Raw genomic sequence first — 12,569 nt, 5'->3', positions numbered from 1 at the left:
TATTTCACTATTCTTTAAAATCATTAGAAAACTTGGTTGTCACCAGGCCTTTAGGTGACAACCTTAGTTACACTTATGCAGTAAGAAAGTTTATACTTTCTTACCTGCTAAAAAAGCCTGATATAGTCGCAAACTACACCAAGCTTTTTTTCCATTCTATCTTGTTTCCCTACACAGCTTTGTTCTGCTGCGAGTTCGCCTGTTTATCTTCCCAATACTTTTCAATTTCTTCTAATGTTTTCCCTTTTGTCTCAGGGACAAGCTTTAGAACAAACAATAGCGCGAGTACACACATAATGCCATAGAAAGTATAAGCAAATCCTGCCCCAAATTCTAATAAAGACGGGAACGTAGAAGATATCAACAGATTCGAACCCCAGTTTGCCACAACAGTGATTGCCATAATCTGGCCTCTTACCTTATTAGGGAACAGTTCTGAGGCTAATACCCACATCAACGGACCAAATGATAGATTATAGAATGCCACAAAAATCAAGATAAAGATAAGTGCGCCAATCCCCATTTGATCAAGATATGCTAGTGCAGCAACACCAAACATTCCTACAGCCATACCAACGGAACCTACAATCATTAATAATCTTCTTCCAACTCTGTCAACTAACAGCATTGCAATTAATACAAAGATAAAGTTAACAATTCCGATGATTACCGTTTGAAACATCGATCCATCTGAACTCGCACCCATTTCCGCAAAAATTCTTGGAGCATAATATAAGATAACATTGATGCCTACAAATTGTTGAAATGCAGCTAATAAAATACCAACAATGACAACTAATTTCCCATAAGAAAACACTCGAACATTTTTTACATCAACGGTTTGTTTGATTTCTTGATAAATTGCGTTTGCCTTTTCCTTCGAGTTATTCACTTTTTCAAGTATTGTCAGTGCTTCTTGATCTTTATTTTTAGAGATTAAATACCTTGGTGTTTCCGGAACAAGGAATAACAATCCAAAGAATAACAGGGCTGGTATTGCTTCTGAAGCAAACATATACCTCCAGCCTACATCATGAATCCAGCTTAATTCCTGCCCCGCTGCGATTCTCCAGTTAACAAAATACACAAAAGACATCCCGAATATAATCGCTAAATTATTTAATGTTACCAATTTCCCTCTAATATTCGCGGGAGATGTTTCACTAATGTATAAAGGTCCAAGTCCCGACGCTAAACCTACGCCGATTCCACCGATAATACGATAAAAATTAAACATAATGAAAAGTCCCATTGTCTGGTTATCTTTCGTAAAGAATAGAAATTCAGGATAAGCCGATAACAGAGCAGAAACGAAGAATAATACAGCAGCTACTAACAGGGAGTTTTTGCGTCCAATTCTGTTAGAAAGAAATCCGCTGATTAACCCTCCGACAATACAACCAATTAACGCACTGGAAACGGTTAATCCATGTGCGAATGTCCCTAGGCCGAGACTCTCCATAAAATACACTTGCAAGGATTGCTCAGCTCCAGAAATAACAGCTGTGTCATAACCAAACAATAATCCTCCTAAAGCGGCAATCAATGTTAATGTAACAATATATCTTGTATTTTTCTTCATGTATTTACCCCTCTTCCCCTTTTTAAATACCTTCCCGGAAAGCGTTGTCATTCATATGAAGGAAACAGCGCCTTAAAAGCGCTGAAACCTTAGTATTTCTCCCATTCTTTTAACTGTTTTAATGACGCACGATAATATGCTGTAATAACACCTAAGTAGTCTCCTTCTTTCACAGGAGTAAAAGGATTAGGTCCGGCAGCTGTCATTTCCATAATCACAGGACCTGTATAACCGATTTCTCCTAAAACAGCTACCTGTTCTTTTAAATTTGCATGTCCATTACCAATAGCTTGTCTATTGGAGTCAGCAATATGATAAACGCCCAAATTTTCTCCGGCATCCTTCAACGCTTGAACAGATGAGCTTTCTTCAATATTCATATGATAAGCATCTAATAAAATAGTAAGATATTTACTTTGAACCTCATCTATCAATTTTTTTGCTTCTTTTGACGTGACTATTTGATGATTTTCATAACGATTAAGCACCTCATAAACAATAGGCATTTCGAGTTCTTCTGCTTTTTCTACTATTTGCTTTGTACTTTTCACAAGCAATTCCCAGTCTTTATCCGAGTTACCTGAACCTGTTATTTTCCCAACTTCACCATGAAGACAAATTCTACCTGCTCCCAGCTCTTTAGCCCAGATTAATAATTCCAGAAAGTAATTAACAGCATCCACTCTGACTTTTTCATCAATACTTGAAATATCAACATTATCCGGTGTCACAGATAAAGCCTTTAAGTTATATTCTTTCAGTAATTCTTTTATTTCCGCAGGGTCATCCTCTAAGTTTCCTTGCACTTCAACACCATCTACACCAATCTCTTCCGCAAGCTTTATCTTTCTCTGTGTATCTACATCTCCAAATGTCCATAAGCATAGCCCATATTCTCTCATTACATTGCTTCCTCCTTTAACTGTAATGAAATAACATCTTCTACTTTTACAGGAAGTCCTGTTTTCACAGACTCAATACTTGCCAGCGCCAAATACAATGCCCATTCTGCATTTTCAATAGATACTTTTGGCGTTACTTCTTCATTTTGTACCGCTTTCACAAAATGCTTTAATTCATCAACATATGCATCAAATAAAAGATCCTGATCATATCTGGTAGTTTGGTAGCTTGCTCCAGCTGTATTAAATTTTTGCATGCTGGATGTTTTGATATCTCCTAACGTAATCATTCCTTCCGAACCAAATACTTCCGCACGTACATCGTATCCATATTTAGCCTGAAAGCTGGCATCCGCTACCGCAATACATCCATTATCAAACGTTATCGTCACCACAGAAGTATCCAATAATCCGTTTTCCTTCAAATCCGGCCGGATAAGCGCATCTGCTTTCGCATATACCTCTACCGGTTTCGCTCCTGGATTTAAGTACATCAACGTATCAAAATCATGAATCAATGTTTCTAAAAATATCGTCCATTCCGGTTTCTTTTCTGGACCAGAAAGCTCTGGATCTCTCGTATTTGAACGAAGCAGCTGTACGTCCCCTAGCTGTCCATCAACAATTTCTTGATGCGCTTGTTCAAAACCCTTTTCAAAACGACGATTAAAACCAACTTGGACCGGTACAGGATTTTTCTTTGCAGCTTTTTTGATCGCTTTCATCTCTTCTATCGAAACTGCCATTGGCTTTTCACAGAAAACGGGCTTTCCATGTTCAATCGCTTGAATAACATTTTCCGAATGTGTTCTTGCTGGAGAAACTATCACAATGGCATCTACTTCAGAATCTTGAATTAAATCTAACGGATTTGTATAAATTTTAGCTTCTTCTCCAATATGTTGTAATACGTTTTCAGCAGATTGTGGAAATGGGTCTGCAATCGCATACAATTTCGCCCCAGGAATACGCTGCGCAATTGTTTGGCCATGAAACGCCCCCATTCTTCCAGCACCTATCAATCCTATATTTAATGTTTTCATAAAAATTCACCCCTTCTTTAGGAAAGTGTTTTCCTTATGACGATGATTATAAACAGGCTTTCAATTCATGTCAATATTAATTTATACAAAATAAATTAGAAATAAAACAAACTATACAGGAAAACACTTTCCCTTTTTTCACCTTTATTATTAGCAAAAAACTCGTATTAGCTCTTCTAATGCCCAAAAAGAAGACAAACCAAAGTCTATCTTTCTATTTCAGTATGTCATTTTTGTTCTAACAAATTTCATAAACACAATCTACTGCTCTTCTGCAGAGCAAATATCTCAATAAACATTAACTTACCCATCCTTCTAAAAGAAAACGCATCCAAAAACACCGTCACATCAACAAAACAATAAAATGCTCAAATAAATTATAAACTTTTGGTCATTTCTTGTTAACTTTTTGGATTCTTTGTGTTATACTCGATGTAAGAAAAGAGGTGATCAACATCAAATCGAAGCGTATCGCTGCATTACAAGAATATATTACGTTCAAGCAAAGAGCTTCTTATGATGAACTCGTTGATAAATTTGCAGTTTCTAAAAATACTATCCGTAATGATGTGCAGGAGTTATGTAAGACCGGTGACATTGTTAAGGTTCATGGCGGAGCAGCTGTTAATCAGCCTGCTGAAAAAAAACAGCAAAACAAAGATATCACCAAGCCTTTAACCTCCTTCACTTACCGGCAGACAAAGAATCTGCCAAATAAACAAAGGATTGCGGAACAGGCTGCCAACTATATTCAAGATGGGGACATTATTTTTATAGATACGGGAACAACCGTATTAGAGCTCATTAAATATATTCAGGACAAACAAATCACGATTGTAACGAATAATATTGATTTCATCCTGAGAACGATGCCTTATGAAAACCTTACTGTTTATAGTTTGGGAGGCGCGCTTAACCGCAGAACGCAGTCGTTTACAACGATTCAGGCACAGGAAATTCTAAAGAATTATAATATTAACAAAGCATTTTTAGCTGCTACTGCGATTTCTATCAAAAATGGCGTAACGAGCTCTATTCCTGTGGAAAGCGAATTGAAATCTTATATAGCGGAACAAATCGAGCAGAAGCTGTTGTTAGTTGATCATCAAAAATTCGATAAAGTCGCTTTAACTACTTATTGCAATCTGAACCAGCTGGATTATCTGATTACAGATCAACGCCCTGGTCAAGCGTATATCGACTATTGTAAGAATTATAATGTCGAGCTTGTTATTGCAAATCAAAATGAAGGAGTGTAGAGATGCCCCTAATTAAAGTTGATTTAATCAAAGGTCGAGAACCGGAGGAAATCAAACAAATTTTGGATGCAGCGCATCAAGTTGTTTTGGAAGCGTTTCATGTCCCTGAGGGTGATCGTTACCAAGTTGTAACACAGCATGAACCCTACGAAATGATTATGAAGGATACCGGGCTCGGCTTTGAGAGAAGTGATAACGTCATCCTTTTTACCGTCATCAGTACACAGCGGACGGACAAGATGAAGAAAGACTTTTATCAGCTTCTGACAGAAAGGTTAGAGCAGCAATGTCAGGTAGATCCAAAGGATGTCATGATTACCTTTGTCACGAATGGCGCCGGAGAATGGAGCTTTGGATTTGGCAAGGCACAATTTTTAACCGGTGACCTCTAGCATTTTTCAACTAAGTTATCTATTTTCTCTAAATTTTTCAGAGAATAAAATATAAATCTACTATATTAAAGGAGGACATATCCTAATGTCTAAAAAACTAAAGAACTTTATCAATGGTGAATGGGTCGAAAGTAAAACAGATAAGTATGAAGATGTTTATAATCCAGCAACAAAAGAAGTATTAGCACAAGTGCCAATCTCTACTCCAGAGGATTTTGAAGATGCTGTGCAGGCAGCTCAGGCTGCTCAAGAAAAATGGAAAAAAGTATCTGTAGCCAAACGTGCCCGCATTCTATTTAAATATCAAAATCTATTAGAAGAGCATAAAGAAGAATTAGCAAAATTAATTACCCAGGAAAACGGAAAAAGTGTTAGCGAAGCACTAGGTGAAGTTGGACGCGGTATTGAAAACGTAGAATTCGCTGCTGGTGCACCGACATTAATGATGGGAGATTCTCTTGCAACAATTGCAACCGATGTAGAAGCTACCAACTATCGTTACCCTGTAGGAGTTGTCGGCGGAATTGCGCCATTTAACTTCCCAATGATGGTCCCTTGCTGGATGTTCCCAATGGCAATTGCTTTAGGTAACTCCTTTATCTTAAAGCCATCAGAAAAAACACCTATTCTTGCAGCCAGACTTGCAGAATTACTGGATGAAGCCGGTCTTCCTAAGGGTGTATTCAGTATTGTAAATGGTGCACATGATGTGGTGAATGGCATTTTAGACCACCCTACTGTAAAAGCAGTATCCTTCGTAGGCTCTAAGCCAGTTGGAGAATATGTATACAAGCGCGGAAGTGAGAATTTAAAACGTGTTCAAGCATTAACTGGCGCGAAAAACCACTCTACGGTATTAGCAGATGCTGACTTAGACCTAGCTACAAAAGAAGTAATCAGCGCTGCATTCGGTTCTGCCGGAGAACGCTGTATGGCTTGTGCGGTGGTAACTGTAGAAGATTCCGTTGCAGATGAATTTATAGCAAAATTAAAAGAAGCATCTGACAACATCAAAATGGGTAATGGCCTGGATGAAGGTGTCTTCTTAGGACCGGTTATCCGCGACGAAGCAAAACAACGTACACTGGGTTATATCGAAAAAGGAATCGAAGAAGGCGCTACGTTAGTTCGCGACGGACGTAACGAACAAAATGAGGATGGCTACTTTGTCGGACCAACGATTTTTGATGGCGTATCTCAAGATATGACAATATGGAAGGATGAGATTTTTGCTCCAGTGTTATCTGTCGTACGTGTGAAAAACCTAAAAGAAGCAGTGGAATTCGCTAACCAATCTGAATTCGCTAACGGTGCTTGCCTATTCACTACAAGCGCATTATCTGTACGCTATTTCCGTGAAAACATCGATGCAGGTATGTTAGGAATCAACTTAGGTGTACCAGCACCGATGGCATTCTTCCCATTCTCCGGATGGAAGTCTTCTTTCTACGGTACATTGCATGCAAATGGAAAAGACAGTGTCGATTTCTATACACGTAAAAAAGTAGTAACCGCTCGTTACCCTGAACCAGATTTTTCATAATGCATTAAAGCAGATTACTAGATTTTAAATAAAAGATGAGGCTGGACTTGTTACTCCAGTCCCAGCCTCATTCCATATCGAAAGGAGTTCTTTATGAGTCATTTATTAAGAAAACCTGAAAATAACAAATTAGCAGACGGCGTAACACTTGTTCATGAAGTGACAGAAGAAAATTCCGACCTTCATTATGTCGGTTTTAAAGTAGTAGATTTAGAACCAAATACCAGCTATGACGAAAAGCTGACGAACTTAGAGCTTTGTGTTGTCGCATTAACAGGAAAAATCACCGTCACAGATGGCTATCAAAGCTTCTCTGATATTGGTACCCGCGAAAGCGTATTTGAACGTAAACCGACAGACAGTGTTTATGTTTCCCATAATAAAACAGTTACCATTACAGCTAACACGAAAGCTCGTGTAGCATTATGCTTTGCTCCATCTGATAAAGAGCTGCCGACCAAACTGATTAAAGCAGAGGATAACGGCGTAGAGCATCGCGGAAAATATAATAATAAACGGCAAGTACACAATATTTTACCGGACTCTGATCCTTCCGCAAACAGCTTGCTTGTTGTAGAAGTGTTTACAGAAACAGCTAACTGGTCCAGCTACCCTCCGCATAAGCATGACCAGGACAATCTTCCAAACGAGTCCTTCTTAGAAGAAAGCTATTATCACGAAATGGACCCGCCGCAAGGGTTTGTTTTCCAGCGTGTATATACAGAGGACCGTTCTTTAGATGAGACCATGGCTGTAGAAAATGCCAATGTTGTTCTTGTTCCTAAAGGCTACCATCCAGTAGGCGTGCCAGACGGCTATGCCTCTTACTATTTAAATGTCATGGCCGGGCCGGAACGCATCTGGAAATTCCATAACGAAAAAGATCATGAATGGATTATTGATCGAGACTAATCATTTTTGAATCGTCCCCCTCTCCTCTATTCTTATAGAAAGAGGCGAGGGCGATTCTCCTATGAAAATAAACCGTAATGAAAAAGGAGCGAAATGCATGGCACTTACATTTAATCAAGATAGAGAATACGATATTATTGCGATTGGCCGCGCTGCGATTGACTTGAATGCAAACGAATACAACCGTCCGATGGAAGAAACAATGACTTTCACAAAATACGTTGGCGGTTCTCCGGCAAATATTGCTATTGGCAGTTCAAAATTAGGGCTGAAAGCTGGATTTATCGGCAAAATCTCAGAAGACCAGCACGGAAACTTTATCAAACAGTACATGGAGGAAAAAGGGATTGACACCTCTCATATCGTTTACGATACAGAAGGACATAAATCCGGACTTACTTTCACAGAAATTCTAAGCCCGGAAGAATGCAGCATTTTAATGTATCGTGATCAAGTAGCGGATCTTTATTTAGATTCCACCGAAGTAAGCGAAGATTATATAAAAAAAGCGAAAATCCTTCTTGTTTCCGGTACCGCACTGGCACAGAGCCCTTCTCGTGAAGCGGTATTGCAAGCAGTTCAATATGCAAAAAAGAATGATGTCAAAGTTATCTTTGAATTAGATTACCGTCCATATACATGGAAATCTGCTGAGGAAACAGCAGTATATTACTCTCTCGTTGCAGAGCTTTCCGATGTCGTTATCGGTACGCGTGACGAATACGATGTGATGGAAAACCTGGATTCAGAAGGCGACAATGAAAAAACAGTCCAGCACTTATTCCAGCATAATACCGAGCTTGTTGTCATCAAGCATGGTGTCGACGGTTCCTATGCCTATGAGCCAGATGGTACCGTTCACCGCGGACAGGCATACAAAACAAAAGTGTTAAAAACATTTGGCGCAGGCGATTCCTATGCATCTGCATTTCTTTACGCACTTGTTACAGGAAAAGACTATGAAACTGCATTGAAATTCGGCAGTGCATCTGCTTCCATCGTTGTCAGCAAGCACAGTTCTTCCGAAGCGATGCCGACTGTAGAAGAAATTGAACAGCTTATTCGCGAGCGTTCTTAAATTTAGATACGAAAGGTAGGTTGAATAAAATGGGTGAAAAAATCCGTTTAACTACTGCACAAGCATTGGTAAAGTTTTTGAATCAGCAATATATTTCTGTAGACGGCGTAGAAACGCCTTTTGTAGAAGGTGTTTTCCATATTTATGGCCATGGAAATGTTTTAGGCTTAGGAGAAGCACTTGAAAATAATCCTGGACGTCTAAAAAGCTATCAAGGAAAGAATGAACAAGGAATGGCACATGCAGCAACAGCTTTTGCCAGACAAAATCTCCGTCAAAAGATTTTTGCTGTGTCCGCATCTGCAGGACCAGGCTCAGCGAATATGGTAACAGCAGCTGGAACTGCTTTTGCAAATAATATCCCGGTGCTATTCTTACCGGCAGATACATTTGCCACCAGACAGCCCGACCCTGTACTGCAGCAATTAGAGCATGAACACAGTACAGATTTAACAACCAACGAAGCATTCAAAGCTGTTTCAAGATATTGGGACCGTATTGATCGTCCGGAACAGTTGATGAGTGCGTTAATCCGAGCATTTGAAGTATTAACGAATCCGGCAACAACTGGACCAGCAACGATTTGCTTACCTCAGGATGTAGAAGCGATGGCATATGATTATCCAGTCAACTTTTTCAATAAACGCGTTCACTATGTAGACCGTAAATTACCGACGCAGCGTGAATTAGACGGAGCAATTGCAGCCATTAAACAAAGCAAACGCCCGGTACTGTTAGTCGGCGGCGGTGCTAAATATTCAGAGGCAAGAGAGGAATTAGTAGCACTGTCTGAAAAAGCAAATATTCCCATCGTAGAAACACATGCCGGGAAATCAACCGTGGAGTTTACTCATCCGAATAATCTTGGCGGAAATGGTATTTTAGGTACCTCCGCTGCGAACAAAGCAGTGATGAACGCCGACTTGATTATCGGAATCGGTACAAGATATACAGATTTCACAACGTCATCCAGAACGTTGTTTGACTTTGACAAGACAACATTTTTAAATATCAATGTAAACCGCGGGCAGGCTTATAAATTTGACGGTTTCCAAGTGGTGGCTGACGCCAAAGCAGCATTGCAATCAATCAATAAAAATATTGGCGATTACCAATCAAGCTATGGAGAAGAAACAGCTTCCCTGAAACAAGAGTGGGAAAATGAGCGCAATCGCTTAGCTGCAACAGAATTCAATCGCAATGATTTTAAACCTGAAATCGCGGATCATTTCAATCAAGAGATTTTAAATGATTATGCAGATGCGCTAAAAACAGAATTAACACAAACGGAAGCATTAATTAGAGTCAATGATGTGGTTGACAGCGATGCTATTGTGATTTCTTCCGCAGGATCACTGCCAGGAGATATGCAGCGGATTTGGAATGCCAATGTGGCAAACACGTTCCATTTAGAATATGGCTACTCTTGTATGGGATACGAAATCGCAGGAGCACTGGGAGCTAAATTAGCGAAGCCTGAACAGGAATCGTATGCAGTTGTAGGAGACGGAAGCTTCTTAATGCTTCACTCTGAAATTGTAACAGCTCTTCAATATGATAAAAAAATCAACCTGCTGCTATTCGATAATTCCGGGTTTGGATGCATCAATAACTTACAAATGGATCACGGAAATGGAAGCACAGGAACAGAATTCCGTAATGCGAATAACGAAATCATGAACATTGATTACGCTAAAATCGGAGAAGGATATGGCTTAAAAACCTATTCTGTCAATAACCTAAAAGATTTAACAGCAGCTGTGGAAGATGCTAAAAAACAAACGGTATCCACGCTGATTGAAATAAAAGTGCTGCCAAAAACAATGACAGACGGCTACGATGGTAGCTGGTGGAATGTTGGAGTAGCAGAAGTTTCCGAAAAGGAAAGTGTACAAAAAGCTGCCGCAGAAAGACAACAAATTCTCGATAATGCAAGACAATATTAATGGAAGCTGGATGTGATGAATGATGGGAAAACAGGATATCCATTGGGGAATAGCACCAATCGGCTGGCGAAATGACGATATGCCGGAAATCGGAAAAGACAATACCCTATCGCATCTATTGAGCGATATCGTTGTTGCCGGATTTGAAGGCACAGAAGTCGGCGGTTTCTTCCCTGATGCGAAAACATTAAAAAAAGAAATAAAGCTCCGCAACTTAAAGATTGCCGGACAATGGTTCTCCAGTTTTATTATTCAAGATGGCGTGGAGAAAGCATCGGAAGCATTCCGTGAGCACTGCGCTTATTTAAAAGAAGTGGATGCTGCGGTTGCTGTTGTATCCGAACAAACCTACAGTATTCAAGGCTTACCTAAAAATGTTTTTACTGATAAGCCCACTTTTTCAGATGAAGAATGGAATCAGCTTACAGAAGGCTTGAACGTACTCGGCGAAGTCGCTGACAGTTACGGCTTAAAGCTTGTATATCATCACCATCTCGGAACCGGCGTACAGACGTTGGCAGAAGTCGACCGCTTGATGAAAAATACCGACCCGGGACTGGTTCACTTGCTTTACGATACAGGTCACATTTACGCCTCTGATAAAGCATACATGCCGTTATTAGAGAAGCACATCGACCGGATTAAACATGTGCATTTTAAAGATATTCGGGACAATATCATGAAAACGAGCGAAAAGGACGGTCTATCCTTCCGCTCTGCCTTTCTTGCCGGAATGTTTACGGTACCTGGCGATGGCGGTATCGACTTTAAAAAAGTATATGACAAGCTGCTGGAAAATAACTACCAGGGCTGGATTGTGATTGAAGCAGAGCAGGATCCGGAAATTGCGCATCCGCTTGAATATGCTTTAAAGGCCCGCAAGTATATTAACGAAAACGTATTGAACGAAAAAGTCACAAACTAAATGAGGATGTTCACTTTAAAAGCAGTATGTTAGAGTGAACCTCTTCATGAAATGTACGGCATATTTAATTATAAAAAGAATGGAGGTGAAAGAATGACATTTGTATCATTAAAAGAGCTGATGCCTGAAGCAAAGAAAAACCAGTATGCTGTCGGCCAATTTAATATCAATACCTTTCAATGGGCAGAAGCCACATTACGCGCAGCAGAAAAAGAAAAATCTCCCGTTATTTTAGCTTCCACGGATCGTATCGTAGACTACCTTGGCGGATTTAAATTGATTGCTGCCACTACCAAAAAAATGGTAGAAGAAATGGGAATTACCGTACCTGTCGTTCTGCACCTCGACCATGGTTTATCGGTAGAACGCTGTAAAGAAGCTGTTGATGCAGGCTACAGCTCTGTTATGTATGATGGCTCGAAGCTGCCTTTGGAAGAAAATATCGCCAACACCAAAGAGGTTGTCGACTATGCAAATAAACAGCATGTCTCTGTGGAAGCAGAAATCGGTTCTGTTGGCGGTACAGAGGATGGCATCACTTCAGGCATCAAATACGCGGACCCAAACGAGTGTTATCGGCTTGTAGAAGAAACCGGAGTAGATCTGCTTGCAGCCGCGCTTGGATCGGTTCATGGCGTTTATCAGGGTGAACCAAAGCTGGCATTTGATTTAATGCAGGAAATCTCTGACAACCTGAATGAGGTTCCTCTGGCTCTGCATGGCGGTTCTGGTATTCCTGCCCACCAAATTGTAAAAGCCATTGAATACGGGCATGCCAAAATCAATGTAAATACCGAATGCAATCAAGCATGGACAAAAGCAGTACGTGACTACCTGGAGCAGCATCCAGATTCCCATAAGATCCCGGAAATTATGACAACAGGGATGAATGCAATTGAAAGAGTAGTAATAGAAAAAATGCGTTTATTTGGTTCTTCCAATAAAGCATAAGTCCATATTATCAGAACAACTGTCGCTTCACATAGA

11 protein-coding genes are annotated in these 12,569 nt (G+C 39.9%); 8 read left to right on the top strand and 3 right to left on the bottom strand.

Annotation, left to right across the window (positions count from 1 at the left end):
- Window positions 1-169 precede the first annotated feature (169 nt).
- The 3 genes from xylE to ACZSMY_RS14495 all read right to left on the bottom strand — a co-directional run bounded on the left by xylE (window position 170) and on the right by ACZSMY_RS14495 (window position 3,527).
- Window positions 170-1,582, bottom strand: coding sequence for a D-xylose transporter XylE (gene xylE, locus ACZSMY_RS14505; protein ID WP_042531766.1), 1,413 nt, complete (start codon window positions 1,580-1,582; stop codon window positions 170-172).
- 89 nt (window positions 1,583-1,671) lie between these two features.
- Window positions 1,672-2,484: a sugar phosphate isomerase/epimerase family protein gene (locus ACZSMY_RS14500; RefSeq protein ID WP_256705666.1), complete on the bottom strand. Its 813-nt coding sequence runs from the start codon at window positions 2,482-2,484 to the stop codon at window positions 1,672-1,674.
- Window positions 2,484-3,527, bottom strand: a complete 1,044-nt coding sequence (locus tag ACZSMY_RS14495; RefSeq protein ID WP_042531762.1) for a Gfo/Idh/MocA family oxidoreductase — start codon at window positions 3,525-3,527, stop codon at window positions 2,484-2,486. Before ACZSMY_RS14495 ends, ACZSMY_RS14500 begins: the two co-directional genes overlap by 1 nt.
- A gap of 446 nt (window positions 3,528-3,973) precedes the next feature.
- On the opposite strand from ACZSMY_RS14495, the gene ACZSMY_RS14490 reads away from it, so the two are divergent.
- The 8 genes from ACZSMY_RS14490 (at window position 3,974) to fba (ending at window position 12,533) form a co-directional block, all read left to right on the top strand.
- Window positions 3,974-4,786 carry a DeoR/GlpR family DNA-binding transcription regulator gene (locus tag ACZSMY_RS14490; RefSeq protein WP_256705664.1) on the top strand — a complete coding sequence of 271 codons (813 nt, stop codon included), beginning with the start codon at window positions 3,974-3,976 and terminating at the stop codon, window positions 4,784-4,786.
- Between the two features lie 2 nt (window positions 4,787-4,788).
- The gene (locus ACZSMY_RS14485; protein WP_042531760.1) at window positions 4,789-5,178 is read left to right on the top strand and encodes a tautomerase family protein; all 390 of its coding nucleotides are present in this window, start codon (window positions 4,789-4,791) and stop codon (window positions 5,176-5,178) included.
- Window positions 5,179-5,263: 85 nt separating this feature from the next.
- Window positions 5,264-6,721 (top strand): CoA-acylating methylmalonate-semialdehyde dehydrogenase, encoded by a 1,458-nt coding sequence (locus ACZSMY_RS14480; protein ID WP_042531759.1) that lies wholly within the window; start codon window positions 5,264-5,266, stop codon window positions 6,719-6,721.
- Between the two features lie 93 nt (window positions 6,722-6,814).
- Entirely contained in the window at window positions 6,815-7,633 is an 819-nt protein-coding gene (gene iolB / locus ACZSMY_RS14475; RefSeq protein ID WP_289584974.1) for a 5-deoxy-glucuronate isomerase, read from the top strand.
- Window positions 7,634-7,730: 97 nt separating this feature from the next.
- Entirely contained in the window at window positions 7,731-8,711 is a 981-nt protein-coding gene (gene iolC, locus ACZSMY_RS14470) for a 5-dehydro-2-deoxygluconokinase (protein WP_465147920.1), read from the top strand.
- Between the two features lie 29 nt (window positions 8,712-8,740).
- Window positions 8,741-10,657, top strand: coding sequence for a 3D-(3,5/4)-trihydroxycyclohexane-1,2-dione acylhydrolase (decyclizing) (gene iolD, locus ACZSMY_RS14465; RefSeq protein ID WP_289584972.1), 1,917 nt, complete (start codon window positions 8,741-8,743; stop codon window positions 10,655-10,657).
- Between the two features lie 22 nt (window positions 10,658-10,679).
- Entirely contained in the window at window positions 10,680-11,582 is a 903-nt protein-coding gene (iolE, locus tag ACZSMY_RS14460; protein ID WP_465147939.1) for a myo-inosose-2 dehydratase, read from the top strand.
- Between the two features lie 93 nt (window positions 11,583-11,675).
- Window positions 11,676-12,533 (top strand): class II fructose-1,6-bisphosphate aldolase, encoded by an 858-nt coding sequence (gene fba, locus ACZSMY_RS14455; protein ID WP_193062864.1) that lies wholly within the window; start codon window positions 11,676-11,678, stop codon window positions 12,531-12,533.
- Window positions 12,534-12,569 lie beyond the last annotated feature (36 nt).

The organism is Oceanobacillus sp. B139/18 (assembly GCF_055524595.1).
The sequence above is the reverse complement of the archived record's forward strand: the minus strand, read 5'-3'. Positions and strand labels throughout refer to the sequence as shown.

What these genes read in the sequence shown, in the direction of transcription:
- xylE (WP_042531766.1), bottom strand. Translation starts at nt 1,582, where the DNA reads ATGAAGAAAAATACAAGATATATTGTTACATTAACATTGATTGCCGCT.
- ACZSMY_RS14500 (WP_256705666.1), bottom strand. Translation starts at nt 2,484, where the DNA reads ATGAGAGAATATGGGCTATGCTTATGGACATTTGGAGATGTAGATACA.
- ACZSMY_RS14495 (WP_042531762.1), bottom strand. Translation starts at nt 3,527, where the DNA reads ATGAAAACATTAAATATAGGATTGATAGGTGCTGGAAGAATGGGGGCG.
- ACZSMY_RS14485 (WP_042531760.1), top strand. Translation starts at nt 4,789, where the DNA reads ATGCCCCTAATTAAAGTTGATTTAATCAAAGGTCGAGAACCGGAGGAA.
- ACZSMY_RS14480 (WP_042531759.1), top strand. Translation starts at nt 5,264, where the DNA reads ATGTCTAAAAAACTAAAGAACTTTATCAATGGTGAATGGGTCGAAAGT.
- iolB (WP_289584974.1), top strand. Translation starts at nt 6,815, where the DNA reads ATGAGTCATTTATTAAGAAAACCTGAAAATAACAAATTAGCAGACGGC.
- iolC (WP_465147920.1), top strand. Translation starts at nt 7,731, where the DNA reads ATGGCACTTACATTTAATCAAGATAGAGAATACGATATTATTGCGATT.
- iolD (WP_289584972.1), top strand. Translation starts at nt 8,741, where the DNA reads ATGGGTGAAAAAATCCGTTTAACTACTGCACAAGCATTGGTAAAGTTT.
- iolE (WP_465147939.1), top strand. Translation starts at nt 10,680, where the DNA reads ATGGGAAAACAGGATATCCATTGGGGAATAGCACCAATCGGCTGGCGA.
- fba (WP_193062864.1), top strand. Translation starts at nt 11,676, where the DNA reads ATGACATTTGTATCATTAAAAGAGCTGATGCCTGAAGCAAAGAAAAAC.